This window comes from Pedobacter steynii (assembly GCF_001721645.1).
GTDB lineage: Bacteria > Bacteroidota > Bacteroidia > Sphingobacteriales > Sphingobacteriaceae > Pedobacter > Pedobacter steynii_A.
This window is the reverse complement of sequence record NZ_CP017141.1, coordinates 6,060,765-6,082,540: the sequence shown is the minus strand read 5'-3', so window position 1 is coordinate 6,082,540 and position 21,776 is coordinate 6,060,765. Positions and strand designations below refer to the sequence as shown.

6 protein-coding genes are annotated in these 21,776 nt (G+C 42.0%); all 6 read left to right on the top strand.

Translation table 11 applies throughout. The annotated features are described in order from the left end of the window. Positions 1-9 precede the first annotated feature (9 nt). Positions 10-3,849, top strand: a complete 3,840-nt coding sequence (locus BFS30_RS25180) for a non-ribosomal peptide synthetase (RefSeq protein WP_069381825.1) — start codon at positions 10-12, stop codon at positions 3,847-3,849. Positions 3,850-3,918: 69 nt separating this feature from the next. Beyond that, a complete protein-coding gene (gene asnB, locus BFS30_RS25175; RefSeq protein ID WP_069381824.1) occupies positions 3,919-5,781 on the top strand; it encodes an asparagine synthase (glutamine-hydrolyzing) in 1,863 nt (620 codons plus the stop codon). Between the two features lie 33 nt (positions 5,782-5,814). Further along, positions 5,815-6,861 carry a cupin-like domain-containing protein gene (locus BFS30_RS25170; RefSeq protein ID WP_069381823.1) on the top strand — a complete coding sequence of 349 codons (1,047 nt, stop codon included), beginning with the start codon at positions 5,815-5,817 and terminating at the stop codon, positions 6,859-6,861. A 38-nt stretch (positions 6,862-6,899) separates the two neighbouring features. Beyond that, complete coding sequence (locus BFS30_RS25165; RefSeq protein ID WP_069381822.1) at positions 6,900-10,010, top strand: non-ribosomal peptide synthetase; 3,111 nt, start codon at positions 6,900-6,902, stop codon at positions 10,008-10,010. A gap of 47 nt (positions 10,011-10,057) precedes the next feature. Further along, entirely contained in the window at positions 10,058-20,257 is a 10,200-nt protein-coding gene (locus tag BFS30_RS25160; RefSeq protein WP_069381821.1) for a non-ribosomal peptide synthetase, read from the top strand. A gap of 10 nt (positions 20,258-20,267) precedes the next feature. Next, entirely contained in the window at positions 20,268-21,776 is a 1,509-nt protein-coding gene (locus tag BFS30_RS25155) for a serine hydrolase (RefSeq protein WP_167353199.1), read from the top strand.

Genomic DNA, 21,776 nt, shown 5'->3' with positions numbered 1-21,776 from the left:
TCTTAGAAAATGGCCGGTAAAACAAACCTCAATTTTGAGACCATTCATTTTAATAAAAATGTAGCTGCGCGAAGTCATTGGAACAAGAAAGTTCCGGTTCTCAGGCATACTGCCTATTTCAGACCTCAGCATCGGCTGAGTCATCTGTTGATGAATCATGGGAAGTATACGATGGTTATTCCGGAAGCGATACAGCTCAGGCTAAATGAAGTTGCCAATTCCGCTGCAGCCAAACATGTTGTTTTAACTGCAGCTTTAAGCATCCTTGTGCAAAAGTATTATTCGCTCAATGAAGCAGTGATATTTACTCCGTTATATCGGCAGACAGATGAAGGAAAAGTAATTCCTGTACTCCTGACCAGAAATGATCAGGAGAACTTCAATGCATTTGTAAATCGTGTTCATCAGGAGTTAACAGCGGATTTCCGATATGGTCATTACTTTTTAAACAGCATCAGTTCCAGTGCTGATGTGTTGCCCTTGTTCGGTCAGATGACGGGTTTGATTGTGGAAGGTCTACAAGCTGCCCAGGCTTTTGATGAGTACGAGAATGCTTTGATTTTTACCTATGGGGAGGCTGGAACACTCCGTATAGAAATGATTGCCGGCTCCTATCATGAACCTCATTTTAAGGCTATTGCCGGATATTTTGTGCTGCTTTTAGAAAAACTGCTGAACCATGCGCAGATACCAGTCGGGCTGATTGAAATTTTGGAAGAATCAGACCGGCAACATCTGCTTTATGAGTTCAATAAAAGTGAGGGATTAACCCTTTCTTCCGGGTATGTTCCGGATTTATTTAGCAAACAGGTGAGGTTAAACGGATCCGGGTGTGCGGTAGAGGCTGAAGGCTTGTCTATGACCTATCTGGAGCTGGATGAGCTGTCGAACCAGGTTGCCCATTACTTAACCACAGAAAAAGGCATTCAACCCGGTCATCTGGTGGGTGTTTTACTGGGTAGAGAATACTGCCTGCTGCCGGTCATCCTGGGGGTATTGAAAAGTGGGGCTGCTTTTATTCCCATCGATATACATGCACCAGCGGAACGGGTTGTTGGCATGTTAACTGATGCCCATGCCCAGCTGTTGATCATGAGGGACGATTTTGGATTGACTTTACCATCAGAACTTCAGGTATCTGATCTGAATAAGGACTGGGAGGCCATTACCTCTTCGGCCAGTGAAGCGAGCGGATATGTTGTAAAAGAAGATAGTCTGGCTTATGTTATTTATACCTCCGGATCAACCGGGCAGCCCAAAGGGGTGATGATCAGCCATAGGGCACTGGCCGACTATGTGAAGTGGGCAGACGCGGTTTATGTTAACGGAGCCACTTCTGTATTCCCATTATATTCCTCTATTGGTTTTGACCTGACGATCACCTCAATTTTTGTACCCCTGATTTCAGGAAATACGATTCGCTTATATGATCATGAAGAAAGTGCTTTATTGATTAATCATGTTCTTTTGGACCATAAGGCCACGGTGTTGAAGTTAACACCTTCACACCTTAAAATCATCCGGGCAAATTTTACTGCTGAATCCTTATCTGAGAGCCGGATCAGGACATTGATTGTGGGTGGAGAGGAGCTGGAGTCAGGACTTACGGCAGAGATACATGAATTGTTTGGGGGTCGGGTAAATATATTTAACGAATACGGGCCTACCGAGGCCACAGTAGGTTGTATGCTGTATCAGTATGATCCGGCAGATGGGTACCTTTCTGTACCTATAGGCAGTCCTGCAGATCATATGCAAATCTATACTTTGGATGAGCATCTGCAGCCGGTTCCATTTGGTGCCCCTGGTGAAATCTATATATCAGGATCTGCGCTGAGCGAGGGTTATCTGAACAATGCATTGCTGACCGCAGAGAAGTTTATTCCTAATCCCTTTGTAAAAGGGAGCCGGATGTATAAAACCGGGGATCTGGCCATTCGTGTTGAAGGGAATAAACTGATCTATAAGGGACGTATAGATCAGCAGGTGCAATTGCGTGGTTTCCGTATAGAACTGGAAGAGATTTGTTATGCCCTGCAGCTTTTTGCCGGTATAAAGGAGGTTCATGTATCGCTTCTGGAAGTTGGGGAGGACCAATACCTGGTTGCCTATTATGTGGCTGATGAACGGATTGATGAGCGTACTTTACGGAGCCATATTGCGGAACTGTTACCCGATTATATGCATCCCTCTTACTATGTTAAACTGCATTCTTTTCCGCTGACCTCCAACGGGAAGCTGGATGTGAAGTTGTTACCAAAACCTGTTGTGGAGCTGGAAGCCGATCATATTGCTCCTATGGGGGCCATTGAGGAACAGCTGGCAGAGATCTGGTCGTCGGTACTTGGAGTAGACAAAGCGCTGATTGGCCGGAACCGCAGTTTCTTTGAATTAGGAGGGCATTCCATTAAATCTATGTATTTGATAAACAGGATAAATGAGTGCTTTTCCATTCAATTGTCCATGCCTGAGGTATTTAATCATTATACCATTGAGTTGCAATCAAAATTGATTGATCATGCAGATCAGGTGGTAGAAGAGTTGATTCCGGAAATTGAGGAAGAGGTTTATTACAATGCTTCGGCAGCACAGCAAAGAATGTATTTTCAGCAGTCATTAAATCCTTTATTTACCGGGTTTAATATATGCAGGGCTTTTTATGTTCCCAATGAGTTTAATGTGGAACAAATACAACATTATTTTAATCAGCTGATTCAAAGACACGAGAGTTTGCGAACTTCTTTCCTCCTTGTGGAAGGGGAGGTTAAGCAAGTGATCAATCCTCCTGTCGCTGCTGTGGTACAGGTGCTGAAAAATGATAGCGGCGCACCGTTATCCGATGTTCTGGAAAGCTTTGTCCGGCCATTTGATCTGCAGAAAGAATCATTGTTAAACATAGGCTTGTTGAAAGATTCCAATGGAAAGAACCTGCTGATTGTTGATGTCCATCATATTGTAGCCGATGGGATTTCCTTGAATATATTGGTTAATGACTTACATAAAATAGCCAGGGGAATAGTACTTCCGGAGCTGAAGTTACAATACCGGCATTTTACCTCCTGGATAGAAAGCCGGACGAAAATCCGGGAAAGTCAGAAACTGTACTGGACGAAAAAACTTTCCGGTCAGCTGCCACGATTATCCCTGCCTGCAATTTCTGAACAGGAGTTCTTGGATGATTATTCAGCGGAAGTACTAAGGAGTGAAATTGATGGGGAATGGTATGAAAAAGTAAAGGTGAAAATGATGGAGAGCCAGACCACTGCGTTTATGTTTTTGCTGACTTCATTCTTTTCCTTACTCTATAAAGTTTCTGGTCAGACCGACATGATTGTGGGTTCTGATGCGACAGGAAGGATATCTTCACAATTAGACCATATGGTTGGAACATTTGTCAATATACTCCCGATGCGAATCCATCTAAACCCAGAGCATAACATTGATCAGCTATTAGCAGAGGTGAGAACAATTGTTTTGGAGGGCCAGGAGCATCAGGAATTTCAATTTGATCAGATGATAGACCTGGTGGAGGATAGTAATCAGTTATCCGGTAATTCCATTGTTGAAGTTCATTTTTCTATAGCTGAGGTCTTTAGCAATGACCATGATTTGAAAGCACTCTCTTTCGAGTCAGTTGAGGTAGAAAGAAAACTATCATCTCAATACAAATTCAAGGTTGAGGTTGTGGATACCGGTGATCGGATCATCATTGCGTTCATATACAATGACAAGGTTTATGATCAGGATACAGTCTCCTTATTAATGGACTATTATATCCATATTTTGAAATCTGTATTGCTTCATCCTTTACAGACTATTAAAGACTTAGATCTCGAATCTAATTCCTAGAAATTCATACAGATCGTCATGATCTGATTTTTACAAGTGCCATGTTAATCATTACAATAAATAGCTATTATGTGCGGAATTTGTGGTTTTATAAAATTTGATAAGAAAGTATCAGACGGTGAGAGACTGTTGATTGAAAAAATGAATTCAACGCTGGTCCACCGGGGTCCTGATGCACAGGATACCTTAGTATTTGACAATGTTGCCCTTGGTTTTACCCGCCTGAGTATCATCGGACTGAGCGACGGTATGCAGCCTTTATTTAATGAAGATGAGAGTATTGTTCTGATTTGTAACGGAGAGATATTCAATTATATTGAATTGCGCAAAGAGCTGCAGGCAAAAGGGCATGTTTTTAAAACAAGTACCGACGTTGAGGTGATCATTCACTTATATGAAGAAGAAGGGATTCACTTCCTGAATAAGCTGAACGGACAATTTGCTTTTGCCCTTTATGATAAGAGAAGGAAACAAATGTTTTGTGTCAGGGACCAGCTAGGTATCATCCCTCTGTTTTATACACTTGTTGAGAACACGTTTATTTTTGGGTCCGAGATCAAAGCGATCCTGGAGCATCCGCAGGTAAAGCGGCAGGTGGATACGGTAGGCCTTGATCAGGTATTTACCTTTGCCGGTTTGATTAGTCCGAGAACCATGTTTAAAGGTATTAAAAGTCTTGAGAACGGGCATTATCTTGTTATTGACGATCATCAGCAAATCACCGACGTAGAATATTGGGATTTGATTTACCCTATGGGGGACATGCCCATGAACGGAAAGCCTGAGCAGGCTTATGTAGATGAGTTGGAAACTATCTTTGAAGAATCCATCAATTTAAGACTTCGTGCGGATGTTCCATCAGGTTTATACGTAAGTGGGGGATTGGATTCTTCTATGATTGCGTTAAAAGTCAGCAAGATGTTTCCCGGTGTTGCAAAAGAAGCATTTTCGATCGATTTCACGGAATCTTTACATTCTGAGTCTGTTTATCAGAAAATAGTTGCGAAAGAAAGCAATGCGGTGCTGAACCAAAAAATCTTCTATTTCGAAGATATCAGCAAACGACTCCGGCACTCGGTTTATCACAGCGAATGCCCGATTAAAGAAACGTATAACACTGCTTCTTTATGTCTGTCAGAGGCCGTTCGTGCAAAGGGCATCAAAGTGATATTATCCGGTGAGGGGGCAGATGAGTTTTTTGCGGGTTATGTGGGGTATCGCTTTGATAAGATGCGTGAGATGAATTTAATCCAGAATTCCAGTAGTCATGAAGAAAAGATTTTGCGCAACAGGTTGTGGGGCGACAGCGATTTTTTTTACGAAAGGAATTTTTTAGAATTCGATGAATTTAAAAAAGGAATTTATTCAGATCATCTGGCATCTTCTTTTGATGAGTTTAATTGTCTAAACAATTTTGTGATTAATGCTGAACGCATTAAGGGGAGAAACAACATTAACAAAAGAGCTTATATCGACTATAAGATCAGGTTGGTTGATCATCTGGTATCAGATCATGGCGACCGGATGGCGATGGCCAATTCAGTTGAAGTACGTTATCCTTTTCTGGATAAGAAGCTGATTGAGTTCTCTGCCCAACTTCCGGCAGACCTTAAATTGAATGATTTTACTGAAAAGTATATCCTGAGAAGAATGTCGCGGAGTTTTCTTCCCAGTGCAGTTTTAGAAAGAGAAAAATTTCATTTTATCGCTCCTGGAAGTCCTTATCTATTGCAAAATAAATCAGAATATATCAACGATTTACTGTCTTATGATCGCATTAAAAGACAAGGGTTTTTTAATCCTGATAAAATTGAAGAATTAAAAAAGACCTACAGCCAGCCGGGCTTTACGATTAACGCGCCCTATGAAAGTGATATACTCATTACTGTGATCACTTTCGGTATCCTTCAGGAAGTATTTTTTGAGTCCTGAATTTTTCATTAAGAACCCTATAAAATTAAACATATGAGTAGTTTGAAATCAGTCGTCAATGATACCATTTATCAGGAAATAGATGTGATAGATGAGCTTAACCTGGAACGGTTTAATGAGCTTTACTATAATAAAAAGCCGGTTATTTTTAAAAAGGCCATTTTGAGAGACAAATGTTTTACCAATTGGACCAATAACTACCTTAAGTCGGCCATAGGTTCCAAGGAGGTTGATGTTAAATACAGTCAGGGCGGTTTATACAATATATCCAATGTAAGTCAGTATGTAAATATCAAGGTTCCTTTTACAGAAGCCGTGGATCTGATTTCGAAGGAGGTAAATAGTCAGGAATCTTATTATTTGCAGCAATTATCGATACCTGAAATCTTTCCTGAATTAATGAATGACCTGAGCCTTCCTACTTCAAAGGATCCTTCTGCTCATGTTTTTTCTATCAATTTATGGATGGGAAGTGCCGGCTGCAGTACACACCTGCACTTTGACCGGAGTCAGAATTTCTTAGCTCAGGTTCGTGGCCGTAAAGAGATGATTCTGTTCTCACCTGAAGACTCCGTGTATTTGTATCCTAATACCGATAAAAAATTTGATCATGTGAGCAGGGTTCAAATCACTGATCCGGATCATGAGCAGTTTCCACTATTCAGAAAAGCAACTAAATATTATTGTTTACTGGAAGAGGGTGATTTGTTGTATCTGACTCCTTACTGGTGGCATCAGGTTCAGTCGCTCGACACTTCCATAAGTGTAAACTACTGGTGGAACCGGTTTGACATTGACCATGGTTTAGGTCTTGAAACGATGGGCTTAGAGGAGGTTTGTTATCTGATCAATTCGTTTATCACCAATGGTTTTAGTATTGACCATACCGATGAATCTGGCGAACCACTATTGATAAAAGCCATTCATCTGGATTTTGAGCAGGTCCTGGAAGCCATGCTTATTTTGGGTGCAAATCCAGATGTACAAAGTAAAACACTAATGCCTGGCAGCTCTGCCTATCAGGTTGCTGTGAACACCGGAAAAGAGAATATGGTCGATATTCTTAACCGGTATAAATAGTAGCAATTATATTTCTAAGTATTTTAAATACAATATTTATGTTAAATACATTTCAGTCTGAGCTTTATCATAGCATGATAAAGCATAAACAGCAGATCGCCATTGAGGGGGATAACCGCTCCCTGACCTATGAGGAAGTGCTATCCCGGGCGAATTACATTACCCATATGTTGTTGAATGAAAATCTGAATCCCGAAACTGTTGTCGGAATTATGATAAAAGACCGGATACAGATGATCACCGCTGTGATTGGCTGCATCAATGCCAGGTGCTGTTTTGTACCTATAGATCCGGATCAACCCATACAGCGGCAGGAACGGATTGCTGATCATCTTGATCTTGCCTATTTAATCAGCTCAGAAGCTGATGTTTTCGTAAGAAAAGAGACAAAGGTATTGAGGTATGATCAGTCTTTTGCTTTTGATGTAGATCATCAGATTGATTATCCGGAATTTCATCAGGATGACAGTATTTACATTTACTATACTTCCGGGTCTACAGGCACTCCCAAAGGGATTGTAGGACGTAATGTCAGTCTTCTTCAGTTTTTGAAATGGGAAATTGCTGCTTTTGATATTCAAAGTGATTGCCGTGTCAGTCAATTGATCAGTCCTTATTTCGATGCCTTCCTCAGGGATATATTTGTTCCTTTATTAACCGGTGGAACCATCTGCATTCCTGTTCAAAACGAAGAAACCTTTGCTCCTGATAAATTGCATGCCTGGATTAAAGCATCAAAAGTTAGCCTTATTCATTGTGTTTTAAGTGTATTTCGTTCACTTAATTCCTCTGATTTAAAAGCAGATGATTTCGAAAATCTGAAGCATGTATTGATGTCTGGTGAAAAAATTAAGCCTCAGGAACTCACAAAATGGTACAGTGTGTTTGCTGATCGGATTCAGTTGGTGAATCTTTACGGTGCAACTGAAACCACGATGATCAGGTCCTTTTATCTCATTAAACCAGGGGATGCCCAGGCTTCAAAAATTCCCATTGGAAAGCCAATTGACGAAACCGAATTGTGGATTGTTGACGAAAACTTAAAACGCTGTAAAAAGCTGATTACCGGTCAGATTTTAATTGTTTCAGATTATATCTCCAAAGGATATTTCAACGATGCTGAGCAGAATGAAAAAAAGTTCATTTCTGTAACACTGAAAGATGGATCTATGAGAAAAGCATTTCTTACCGGAGATTACGGGCGGGAGCTTGCCGATGGAAACATTGATTTAATCGGACGTGATGACCGGCAGATAAAACTGATGGGTATAAGAATAGAGCCCGAAGAGATTGAAAATGTTATGCTGAGGGTTCCTTTTGTTCAAAATGCCATTATTGGTCTGCGATCTGAGGCAGGAGGAGTAGAAGCATTACTTGCTTTTTTTGTTAGAAAACCGGGGTTTGAAGTTCCGTCAAATGTTCATGAAGCGCTCGAACCAGTGATGAAGGACTTTTTACCGGCAGCAATGATGCCATCAAAGTTTATAGAACTTGATGCTTTTCCTTTACTGCCTAATGGCAAAATTAATTTGCAGGAACTTTTGAATACACCCATTCCTGTTGAGTTGGTGAATCCGGTAGATGACATAGAAACGAAATTGCTGGGAATCTGGAAGGAAATTCTGGGAGACAAGCCGATTTCCACTATCGAGAGTTTTCAGGCAATGGGTGGAAATTCCTTAAGCATTATGAAGCTGATCGGCAAAATCTACGGTGTGTTTAAAGTCAGGGTTCCATTGCAGGAGATTTTTAAAAACCGAACCATCCAGAAGCAGGCTGTATTTATCAGGGCTCAAAAGACGGATGATATGATGGTGATTAAAAAGGCAACAATGAAACCTGCCTACCATTTGTCAGCAGCCCAGGAAAGGTTGTATTTCAGCTATAAGCTTAATCCTCAGAAAACCTCGTTTAACCTGCCTATGGTATGGGAGATTCACGAAGCCTTTTCTGTGTCAAAAGTAAAAGAAACATTGGTTCGGTTAATTTCGCGACATGAGAGCCTGAGAACCATATTTATTGAGCAGAACGAAGTGATCATGCAGGTGATCCGTGAAGAGGTTGATTTTCATCTGGATGAGATCTTTTGTTCAAATGATGAAGTGCAGCGTAAAATTTCTGATTTCATCAGGCCCTTTGATCTGAGTAAAGATATTTTGTTCCGATCGGGAATTATCAGTACAGATGAGGGCAAACATTTTTTTATTATGGATCTGCATCATATCATTTGTGATGGTATATCCCAAACCATATTGCTGACAGATTTTACCCAAAGTTATTATGACACTGATCTGTCTCCACTTTCGATTCAGCTCAAAGATTATGCGGAGTGGGAGTATGATTTTATGCTGAGTACAGAATATGTCAAACACCGGGAATTCTGGCTGGGGATTTTTGAAAAGGAATTGCCACATTTCAGGTTACCGGTATCTAATCCTTTAATCGACGATTTATCCGATAAAGGGGGGAATATCAGTTTTAGCTTAACGAAAGAGCTGTTCCATCCTGTTTTTGATCTGGTTAAGAAAGATAGGATCACATTGGCTTCAGGAATCTTTTCGCTATACTTCCTCTTTATTTCGAGGTTATCGGGACAGGATGATCTGGTAATCGGCAGTACGACATCCGGACGTATGCAGGAAGAGTTAGAGAAGGTGGTAGGTATGTTTGTGAAAACGCTTCCTGTCCGTGCCATCATTAACTATGATTCCACTTTCTCCGGGTTTGTAAAATATCTACATGAGCTGCTCATTGAAATCAATAGCAAACAGATATATGATCTCTCCAATATTATGTCTGATATCAATTCCAAAAGAGAACATCCTCTTCTCAGTCTTTTTGAAGTGGTATTTGTTTTTCTGGATCATGAAAAAAGTGATCACCGTGAGGCAACCCGTTTTGATTTCCAGCATACAGATTCCAAATATCCGCTGACTTTATATGTTAAAGAATATGATGATGTAATGGACTTCAGATTAGAATATTCGAATGCCTATTTTACCGCTTCGGATATGGAATTGCTGGCAGAACAATTTCAAACTATGATCAGAAAGGTCATGTCGGGCCCCGATACAAAGATCATAGAACTTTTCCATGAAAATAACTTAGGAGATGCTGTCGTAGATGACAATATCATCTTCAACATCTAAGTAAAACCTCATCAACCTATCTCACCACGCTAACCGATTGCAATTACATGTCGAATCAATCAAAACTGGATCTTGGCGCCCTGAGCGCGAATTTAAATATTAAGGGTCGTACCTATTGGAATAAAAGGCTGAATAATTTTGAATGGACAAATTATTTCCAGCCCGGTCTTTCTATTACTGATCGTGGACAGGAAAGTGATTTTCGTCTTTTTGAGCTGATGGCTCCTGTTGATCTGCAAGAGGATTTATTCAAGCTGACTTCCTCGGCCAAAGGACAGCATATCATCCTTATAAGTGTGCTTGCAGCCTTGATGAATAAGCTATCTTTTAAACAGGATGTTTTGATTTTTACAACGACCTATCAGGAAGATAAAAGCAGTAAAGGCGGGAAAATTGTCCCATTCCGGATTAATGAGCTGGATGCATTTACATTCGCTGAACTGATCAGGAATACCCAGGTTAATTTGAATCAGGACCTTCAACATGTTGATTATGAGTTGTCAAGAATTTTTTCAGCCGGAGAAATGGAAAACGACGCTTTTATTAAATCAGGTGTGGCGTTCGAAAGTATTCACGATGTAGATGTATTACGGAATGCAGAGATAGATCTTCTTTTTTCTTTCGAAAGTAAGGAAAACCTTAGACTGAACCTGAGATACGATGCAAGGAGGTTCGAATTACAGTATATCAAACAAATAGCCGGAGCCTATTGGGGTATTTGCAGAAAGCTACTGATCAATGCTCATATGCCTATCCATGAAATAGAATTTTTGGACGACCAGGAGATCAGTCAGACCATAGACCAGCTCAGTTTAGCTGACAAAAATCAGCATCCCGTTCCGGCATCATACCATCAGGAGCGGCTTTGGTTTATTGATAAATTTGAAGCAGGATATTTATATCCTTCCAAACCTGTTTACCACAATATACCGTTGGTAATGCATTTTAATCAGCATTTGAATACTGAAGCGCTGAGCTGGATTTTGCAGGAAATCCTGAAAAAGGACAGTATATTTTTTAAGTATGCTGAGCTGCTGAATGACCAGATTATACTTAAACCGGCTGAAGATACCGGTTCTTTGCTCCATATTGTTGACTTAAACGGCAGTCCTAAAGACCTTGAAAATCTGATTGCTGCGGAGTTTAACTTTGATTTTGAAACTGTTAAACGATTGTTCCGGATAACGGCTTTTCAAATTTCATCCAAAAAAGCAGTCCTGGTGATTGTGATGCATCACTTGATTGCCGATCGTTTCACCATGAAGCTTCTTGCTGGACAGATCATCAACGCTTATGATCATTTTATGCAGACCGGAAAGGTATTGCCTATAAAGTCAGCCGCCCGGTATGAGGAGTTTTGTTTATGGCAGAAGAGCATGTTTGGCTCCATAGAATTAGGGTTATTGTCTTTCTGGAAAAAAGCAATCGGGAAAAATCTGCGTGCACTGGAATTTCCTTTAAACAGATCAAGGGCAGCCATTCATATTTATAAAGCTGCTACCGTCAAGATCGCCATACCTGAAGAGGTATTAAAACAGGTGCTGGCCTTTACGGCCTCTCATCAGCTAAGTACCGAGACATTTTTTATGGGGGTATTTAAAATTCTGTTACATAAATATGCATTGCAGGATGAGATTGTGATTGGGGCCAGTATCCAAAACCGGGAGCATCAATTGTTAAGAGATATGATCGGGCCTGTTTCAAATCTTATTCCTGTTAAAAGCGATGTTAATGATGAATTAAGTGTTCTTTCTTACCTCGGTGATTTGTACGAAGCCTATCAGGAAAGTGGTAAATATCAATTGATGCCATTTGATAAAATGGTAACAGAACTGGCTCCGGAGAAAGACATGAGTCGTACCGCTTTATTTGATGTGTTGTTTCAGTATGATGATGCCCCTGTTCAGGTTTCTGATTTGAATGGATTACAGGTTGAGATTGAAGAAACCAATCTTGGTTATGGAAAGTATGATCTTAATCTGCTGATTCAGCACAACGGAAAAATTGCGGATGGGATAATGGTTTACAATGCATTGTATCTCGACGAGTTGACTGTTAAGGCCTTTATGAAACATTTTGTACAGCTTATTCAAAATGTAATTAAAACGCCACAATTGAGTATCGGGTATTTACAGATTACTGAAAAAAAGGAAAGAGCGCAATTATTAGCCGGTTTGGATAATTGTGAGGTAAAATATCCTGAATCTGAAACCATTGTTAGCTTGTTTAAGAAGCGGGTATTAAAAGATCCTTTAAGTATTGCCATTGAATTTGAGGAGAAGCAGATGACCTATCAGGAATTAGATAGGTTGAGTAATCTTGTTGCCAATGCGCTGATCGCAACTGGTTTGACCGGGAATGCGATAACAGGTATTTTAACAGATCGTTCTCCCGACGCTGTTATTGCTATGCTAGGTATTTTAAAAGCAGGGGGCGCCTATTTACCCATTGATATTGATTTTCCAGCTTCACGAATTGATTATATGATCAAGGATAGTGGCCTTGAATTTATATTGGCGGACCGGCAGTTTAAAGGTATCATACCAGACCATGTAAAAGTGATTTATCTGGATGAAATTGAAATGAAAAATACTGATGTTTTATCCGCTGAGCTTCGTTCAAAACCATCTGATTTGTGTTATGTAATTTATACTTCAGGTACCACTGGTCATCCAAAGGGGGTAATGATTGAACATAGAAATGTGGTAAGACTGATGTTTAATGAATCTTTCTCTTTTGATTTCAACGAGCATGATGTCTGGACCATGTTTCATAGCCATTGTTTTGATTTCAGTGTATGGGAAATGTATGGAGCTTTGTTGTATGGTGGTAAATTGATTATCGTTCCAAAACAAACTGCAAAAGATTCAAAAATTTTCCTCAGACTCCTGAAAGAAAAAGGAGTAACCATATTGAATCAGACTCCGGGTGCATTTTACAATCTTATCGCAGAAGATGAGCTGGCAGATGATGACGCCCTAAAAATCAGGCTGGTTGTATTTGGAGGAGAGGCGCTAAATGTCAGGAGGTTACATTCCTGGTATACACGGCATCCTTCCGTTAAACTCGTCAATATGTATGGCATTACGGAGACTACGGTACATGTTACTTATAAGGAAATCAGCGGCTCAGAAATTGAGGCCAACATCAATAGCATTGGTAAACCTATTCCAACACTCTCTGTTTGTCTGCTGGATAAATATATGAATTTAGTTCCCCTGGGAATTGCGGGAGAAATTTATGTTGGAGGAGAAGGGGTTGCCAGGGGGTATCTGAATAATAAGCCGCTTTCAGACCTGCGTTTCATAAACAGTCCCTATCATCAGGCCCGGCGTTTGTACCGAAGTGGAGACCTGGCCAGGATCAACAATTCAGGGGAAATCGAATATATAGGTCGTGCGGACAACCAGGTGCAATTGCGTGGTTTCCGTATAGAACTGGGGGAGATCAGTTATGCCCTGCAGCTTTTTGCCGGTATAAAGGAGGTTCATGTATCGCTTCTGGAAGTTGGGGAGGACCAATATCTGGTTGCTTATTATGTGGCTGATGAACGGATTGATGAGCGTACTTTACGGAGCCATATTGCGGAACTGTTACCCGATTATATGCATCCCTCTTACTATGTTGAACTGCATTCTTTTCCGCTGACCTCCAATGGGAAGCTGGATGTGAAGTTGTTGCCAAAGCCTGTTGTGGAGCTGGAAGCCGATCATATTGCTCCTACAGGAGCCATTGAGGAACAGCTGGCAGAGATCTGGTCGTCAGTACTTGGAATAGACAAAGCGCTGATTGGCCGGAACCGCAGTTTCTTTGAGCTGGGAGGGCATTCGCTGAAAGCGGTGAACCTGATCAACCAGATCAGCAAGGAAATGGGGGCTGGCCTTCGTTTGAAAGATGTTTTCAACTACCCGACCATCCGGGGTCTGGGAGAGTTGCCTGAGTTTGGTACCAGGTCTCAGTATCAGGGTATCGGGAAGGCTGCTAAGCAGCCCTATTACCGGTTGTCTTCCGCTCAAAAGCGGATGTACCTGCTGTATCAGCTGGACCGCGAATCACTGGCTTACAATATGCCACATTTGTTCCGCCTGGAGGGCGCGGTTGATCTGGTTCGTCTGGAAGATGCTTTTAGCCGTTTGATTAGTCGTCATGGCATCCTGCGCACTGTTTTTGAACAGGTAGGCGAGGAACCGGTACAGTCTGTTCTGGCTCCTTTTGTTTTTAAAGTATCCTGTTTTACGGCCGCCGACCAGTCCGAATTAGCAGCGGTTAGCGATCTGTTTATCCGTCCTTTTGATCTGGAAGAAGGTCCTTTGCTGCGAGTGGGGCTGGTGTGCTTGTCGGCAGAGGAACATGTGCTGATGATCGACATGCACCACATCATTACCGATGGGATTTCCCAGGAGATCCTGATCCGGGAATTTATGGCCTTGTATCAGGGAGCAGATCCGGCATTACCGGAATTACAATATATAGATTATGCAGAATGGCAATATAATCGCTTGCAGGAGCATGGTCAGGAAGCCGACAAGGCTTACTGGCTGAACCGTTTCTCTGCTGAACTGCCGGTACTGAACCTGCCTTTGGATGAGGTACGTCCGCTGGTGAAAGACCATAAAGGAGGTTCGGTTCAGTTTATGCTGACAGCAGCCGAAAGCCAGGCGTTGAAAAAGCTGGCCGATGAACAGGGGAGCACTGTTTTTATGGTTTTACTGTGCTGTTGGAACCTGCTGTTGTTCCGTCTGAGCGGTCAGCGGGATATTGTGGTGGGTAGCCCTGCCGCGGGCAGAAATCACGCCGGACTGGAGCAGATGGCCGGGATGTTTGTCAACACGCTGGCTTTACGCACTGAGATCCCTGTGGAACAGGAGATTCAGGTTTACCTGCAGCAGCTGAGTACTGCGGTGCTGGATGACTTTGCCCATCAGGACTATCAGTATGAAGAGCTGATCGGTGCCCTTCATCTGGAGCGTGATACCAGCCGCAATCCACTGTTTGATGTGATGTTTGTGCTTCAGAATTATGAGATGAATGAGCTGCAGATTCCGGGTTTAACATTGAGCCCGCTTGCCAGCCCCCATCAGCTCTCTAAATTTGATTTATTACTTTCCTGCACAGAAAGATCCGGTTGTTTGTGTTTTGATCTGGACTATGCCAGCGCTTTGTTTTTGCCGGCAAGCATCGATCGTTATATCGGTTACCTGCGCAGGATCATCGATACCCTTTGCCGGAATCCGGAAACGATTATCGGCGATCTGGACATCCTTCCTGCAGTGGAATCTGAGCAGCTGCTGAACGGTTTCAACCAGACGGAACGGGCTTATCCCTCAGATGGGAACCTGATCAGTCTTTTTGAGGCTCAGGTAGCGCGTAATCCGGAGCAGCGGGCCCTGCGTTTTGGTCAGGAAGAGCTGAGTTATGGAGCGTTGAATAAGCTCAGCGGTCAGGTTTCGGCTTATCTGCATCGCCAATGTGGGGTAGCGTCGGGATCCCTGGTGGGGATATTACTGGAACGGGATTCCATTCTGGTGCCGGCGATTTATGGGGTATTGAAAAGTGGTTGTGCATATGTTCCGATAGATCCTCATTATCCGGTCTCCCGTATGGTTTCGATCCTGGAAGATTCAGGACTGAAAGCGGTACTGACCAGAGGGTCCTGTATTCCTGAGTCATTGAAAGAGAATCCATTATTCAGAGATTTGTTTATAGACCTGGATGTGGTGCTGGATGATATCCTGTTGGAGGAAGCTTTAAGCATTCCGGTTAAAGGGAGTGACCTGGCTTATGTGATCTATACTTCGGGATCAACGGGTAAGCCCAAAGGAGTGATGATCGAACATCATTCGGTAGTGAACCGTTTATTGTGGATGCAGGATCGTTATGGGATAGGTGCATCAGATTTGCTGATCCAGAAAACACCGATTTCGTTTGATGTTTCGGTCTGGGAATTGTTCTGGTGGTCTGTTAGCGGTGCGGGCTTGTATGTTCCTGAACCAGGGGTAGAGAAAGATGCTTCCGCGCTGCTGGAGGTGATCGGTCGGGAAGGGGTGACCACGATCCACTTTGTGCCTTCGATGCTTGGGGCTTTTCTGCAGATGCTTGTTCAGGAGGAAAGCCCGGAGGTAGCGCTTCAAGGCCTGCGACAAGTCTTTACCAGTGGGGAGGCCTTACCATCGGTTCAGGTGAGCCAGTTCAGGGATTACATTCATCGTTATACAGGAAGCCGTCTGATCAATCTGTATGGGCCGACAGAGGCGACTGTGGATGTTTCTTATTATGAATGTGATTTCAGTGTTCCTGTTCCATTCACGATTCCTATTGGCCGTCCGATCGACAATACGCGTTTTTACATTCTTGATCCCCAGGGCAAAGTCGTTCCATTAGGGGTTTCAGGAGAGTTGTGTATTGCCGGAGTGGGTCTTGCGCGAGGTTATTTGGGGAATGCAGGACTGACCGATGCGAAGTTCCGGTTTTCAGCAGGGATAAAGGGCGAGCGTTTGTACCATTCGGGCGATCTTGCCCGCTGGAGCGCATCAGGGGAGGTGGAATTCCTGGGCCGTATAGACCATCAGGTAAAACTTCGTGGTCAGCGGATTGAGCTGGAGGAGATCGGGGTTCACCTGTCTGCTCATGAGCAGATCGGGGAGAGTGTGGTTTTGTTGCTGGAGCAGCAGGGAGAGCAAAGCCTTGTGGCTTATTATATTTCTTCGGTGGAGCTGGGTACAGAGGAGCTCCGTAGTTTTCTTTCGGGTAAGCTGCCTTCTTATATGTTGCCCTCATATTTTATCAGGATGGATGTTTTTCCGTTAACGGGGAATGGCAAACTGGATCGCAAACGGCTTCCTGCTCCTGAGCTGTTGACCGGATCGGGCAGCTACGTTGCAGCTTCCGGAGCCATTGAGCAGCAGTTGCTGGAGATCTGGTCGGAAGTACTGAAAATTGAAGCTAGTCTGATCAGCATTGACCATAGTTTCTTTGACCTTGGAGGACATTCTTTAAGGGCGATGGTGGTATTGAATAAAGTTTTCAAACAATTAAAAGTTAAATTACCTCTACTGGAAATTTTCACCAACAATACGATCCGTTCCCTGGCCAGGCTCATCAGCGATACTGAACAATCCGTTTACCGTTCTATTCCAAAGGCTTCTAAAAAGTCCTACTACAGCACGAATTCCGCACAGAAAAGTTTATACTTCCTACACGAATATGACCGTGAATTTCTGGCTTATAACATGCCACGAATTGTCAAAATAAGTGGGGTTGTAACTACAGAAAAGCTGGTAGATACCTTACAAAAACTGGTGGCCAGACATGAAATATTCAGAACTTCCTTTGCATTGGTGGAAAATCAGCCAGTGCAATTGATAACAGAAAAGCCGGATTTTAACATTCCGATTTTCACCTCCGCTTCTATAGAAGAGACTTCTCAGCTATTGATGAGCCTAATTAAGCCTTTTGATCTGGCTCAAGCGCCCCTGATCCGGGCCGGAATTGTCAAGGTATCCGATACGGAACATTATTTAATGGTAGACACTCACCATATTATTTTCGACGGAATATCAAATGGAATCATGATCAGAGACTTTGCTGCGCTTTATAACAATGAACAATTGCCAGAGATTAAATTACATTTTAAAGATTACGCGGAATGGCAGCAGAGTCATATTCAACAGAAATTAATGCAGCGTAAAAAGGATTTCTGGATGAAAGAATTTGCTGAGGGAATTCCGGTATTGAATCTGCCTACCGATTTCACAAGGCCAGTCAGCAAAAGCCATGAAGGGAAAGTGATTGACTTTAAGCTAAACGAAGAGGAAAGCGGGGCGATCCGGGATTTGGCTGAAAATCAGAAAACCACTCTTTTTATGGTGCTGCTTTCCGCATTTTCCGTACTACTCAGTAAGGTAAGCGGGCAGGAAGATCTGGTTATCGGTACTTCAACAGCGGGACGGAACCATGAGGATTTAAACGAAATGATTGGTCTGTTTCTTTCCACGTTGCCTTTAAGAAATAAACCTAAAGCAGATCTGAAGTTTAGCGATTTTCTGGACATTGTTAAACATAGAACACTTGCAAGTTTTGAGCATCAAAGTTTTGAGTTTGATATCGCACTGGAAGTGGCCGGGGAACGAAGGGATTTAAGTAGAAATGCATTATTTGATGTGATGTTTATGCTTCAGAATTTTGAACGTTCGTCGGATATCATTCCGGATTTAAGTTTCGAGATGATCAACTGGGAGAATGCCGGAGCTAAATTTGACCTGACCCTTACTGCCATAGAAATAGACAAAGAGATTGCCCTCAATTTTGAATATTGTACCAAGCTTTTCAAAAGAGAAACAATAGAAAGATATGGGATCTGGTTAAGAAATATCATCAATCAGATTGTGATCAACAGCGAGATACCAATCGCTGATATTCAGCTGATGTCGGAGGTAGAGAAAGATGAAGTCTTAAACCAATTTAACTCTGCATTTGTGGAGTACCATACAAATGAAACCATTATTGATCTTTTTGAATACCAGGTAAGTCAAAGGCCGGAAGCAGAGGCATTGACCTATATGGATAGGGTTTTTACTTACCATGAACTCAATGAACGGGTTAATCGTCTTGCTCATTATCTGATCAAAAGGGAAGTGGCAATGGAAGAAATCGTAGCCCTTTATCTGGATCGCTCAGCAGAAATGATTATTGCGATGCTTGCTGTTTTGAAAGCAGGGGGTGCATTCTTGTGTATAGATCCTGATCAATGTCCTTCAGAGCGGTTGAAGTCAATTCTGACAGAAAGTAAGGTGAAAAATGTGATTGTAGCTGAAATGCATACGACAGATTTTTATGGGGCCGAAGCCCTTAGTTTTGCTGAAGTTGAGGGCTGTACTGATACCTTCCCGGTCAATAATCCAAAAAAAGTAATCCCTATATATTCACTTGCTTATGTGACCTATACATCGGGTAGTACCGGAACTCCAAAAGGAGTAATGATAGAACATCAGTCGCTTCTTGATTACGCGATGACATTTAGTGATTATTTTTCTGTTACTGATCAGGACCGGGTATTGCAAATGGCTTCGTTCACATTTGATACCGCCATAGAGGAAATTTTCCCTGCATTGATCAGCGGTGCAAGCATCGTTATGCTAAGTGAGCGGGTATTCAGCGGGAATTCCATCGCTGATCTTATTTACAAAACGAATGTCAGCATACTCAGCTCAACTCCATTGGTTCTTAATGAACTAAATGGCTTTGTTGATTATTTGGGAAGCTTACGAATCATCATTAGTGGTGGAGATCTTTTAAAAGCCAGTTATATCGATCAGTTATTTTATTGTTGTCCGATATATAACACTTATGGACCTTCGGAATCTACGGTATGTATGACCTATCATCCTATACTGAATTTGGAAGATGCGCCAATCATTGGCAGTCCGATCAGGAACAGGCAGGTTTTGCTGGTAGATGACCATGGGAATTTGGCACCGGTATCTTTAAAAGGAGAAATTTGTGTATCCGGAAAGGGCCTTGCCCGAGGTTATCTGAACGACCCGGAACTCAGTCAGGAAAAGTTTGTTGAAAACCCTTTTAGCGGAGGAGTGATGTATCGGACAGGGGATATCGGCCGCTGGCTTGAAGATGGCAGGATTGAGTTTTTAGGTCGAAAAGACAACCAGATAAAAATCAGGGGAATTCGTATCGAACCCGCAGAAATTGAAGCCTGTCTGAATAAATTTCCGGAAATAAAGGATGTGCTGGTTGTGAAAAAGGAGTACAAAGATTTTAGTTATCTGCTGGCCTATTATGTTGCAAATGAGCAGATTTCCCCAGATGACCTGAAATTTTTTCTTTCCACGCTTTTACCGGACTACATGGTTCCATTACAATATGTATTTATACCGGAGATGTCTATGACAATTACCGGGAAGATTGATCGGAATTCTTTGCCTGAACCGGAATTTGATTCGATGGAATATGTAGCGCCCGAAACACCGACTGAAGAAAAGCTGGTGGAGATCTGGTCCGCTTTATTAGGAATAGAAAAGGATGAAATCAGTGTAACTACAAGCTTTTTTCATATCGGAGGACATTCTCTGAATGCGATGGCCTTTTCGTCTGAGGTTTATCAATTTTATAATATAAAAATGCCGCTTAAAGAATTGTTTATCAGACCGACTATCCGCTTCACCGCGGATTATATAGACAAGCAGATGCTTATAGATGAGCATCCGGATAATCAGATGGTGGTTTCCCTTTAATATAACCGATATGAACTTTACAACATTTACTGTTTTACGAACAGTTTTTATATTTCTCCTGACTGCAGGATGCTCCAAAGAATTGCTGGCTCAGGAACAGGGTACTTTTATCTCCAACGGAAAGAGTATAGACATTTATCATTTTGATCTGGAAATCACTAAAATGATTAAGGAAGCCGGCATTCCGGCGGTTTCACTGGCGATTATTGATCAGGGTAAAATAGCTTATAAGCAAACCTATGGTGTAAAGGAAGCCTTAAAGCCTGAGGAAGCCGATAGCTGTACTGTGTTCGAGGCCTGTTCATTGTCTAAAAGTTTTTTGGTATACGCCACATATCAATTGGTAGATCAGGGAAAACTGGATCTTGATAAACCGCTATATCAGTACCTGGAACCTGGTCCGATGCTGGACCATGATCCAAGATACCGGCTGATTACCCCCCGTATGGTTTTGAGCCACAGTTCGGGGCTCGAAGATTGGCCAAATGACCATAACCCAAAACAAATGGATATTATCAGTACTCCCGGGCAGAAGTTTTATTATTCCAGCTTGGGCTATAATTATCTCGGTGCAGTCATTGAATCTATACAGAAGGAGCCGTACGATAAATACCTGGAAAAGTTGGTGTTAAGCCCATTGCAGCTGAAAAATACTTTTAGTCAATTTAAATCGGATACCTTAAATGGAGTCATCAGCACAAACCCTGTGAATTTTGCCTATGGTCATGATTCCTTTGGTAAGGAATTCCCAAAATGGAAAAATTATGAATCTTCAGCATCCAGTGGCATTAGTACAACCGCCGAAGATTATGCGCGGCTGTTACTGGCAACATTTGATCGTGTTCATCTTAAACAAGCAACGGTAAAACAGATTTTGACCCCGGTTGTTCCAACTGGAATCCAGCATTCTAAATATTTTTATGGCACCGGTTTCGAAATTCTGAATACCAGCACAGATACCATTATAGGGCATGGTGGCAGTAATCCAGGATTTAAGGCACAGATGTTTTATTCAGTTGTGAATAAAAGAGGATTGGTCTTTCTGACAAACAGCGATTTGGGTAAATTGATTACCAGCCGTATTAATGAGTTGACGACAAAGTTGGGTATTCTGGAATACTACCAACAATTTTCTGTTGATCAATATCCCAGTAAATCTATTTCTCTTCTGAATTTATACAAGCTGAATGGAGTTGAGGCCATGTTCCTTGAAGTTAAAAGGCTTCGTCAGATTAAAGAACTTCAGGCAAATACCCTTAATCAGTTGGGGCAGCTTTTCCTTCATCAGGATACGACCATATCCCGGCGTATTCTTGAGCAGAACATCAGGTATTTTCCGAATTCGGCCTATGCCCATTTGCTGCTGGGAGATCTTTATAAAAAAATGAACCAATATGAGGTTGCCCTTAAACAATATAAGAGAGCAAAACAACTGAATTTCAAACTTTGGGATATCAGCCCGGAAATTGACGATTGTCTGCTTAAAATCAAAGAAAAGGCAATTTCTAAAGGAAAATAA

What these genes read in the sequence shown, in the direction of transcription:
- BFS30_RS25180 (WP_069381825.1), top strand. Translation starts at nt 10, where the DNA reads ATGGCCGGTAAAACAAACCTCAATTTTGAGACCATTCATTTTAATAAA.
- asnB (WP_069381824.1), top strand. Translation starts at nt 3,919, where the DNA reads ATGTGCGGAATTTGTGGTTTTATAAAATTTGATAAGAAAGTATCAGAC.
- BFS30_RS25170 (WP_069381823.1), top strand. Translation starts at nt 5,815, where the DNA reads ATGAGTAGTTTGAAATCAGTCGTCAATGATACCATTTATCAGGAAATA.
- BFS30_RS25165 (WP_069381822.1), top strand. Translation starts at nt 6,900, where the DNA reads ATGTTAAATACATTTCAGTCTGAGCTTTATCATAGCATGATAAAGCAT.
- BFS30_RS25160 (WP_069381821.1), top strand. Translation starts at nt 10,058, where the DNA reads ATGTCGAATCAATCAAAACTGGATCTTGGCGCCCTGAGCGCGAATTTA.
- BFS30_RS25155 (WP_167353199.1), top strand. Translation starts at nt 20,268, where the DNA reads ATGAACTTTACAACATTTACTGTTTTACGAACAGTTTTTATATTTCTC.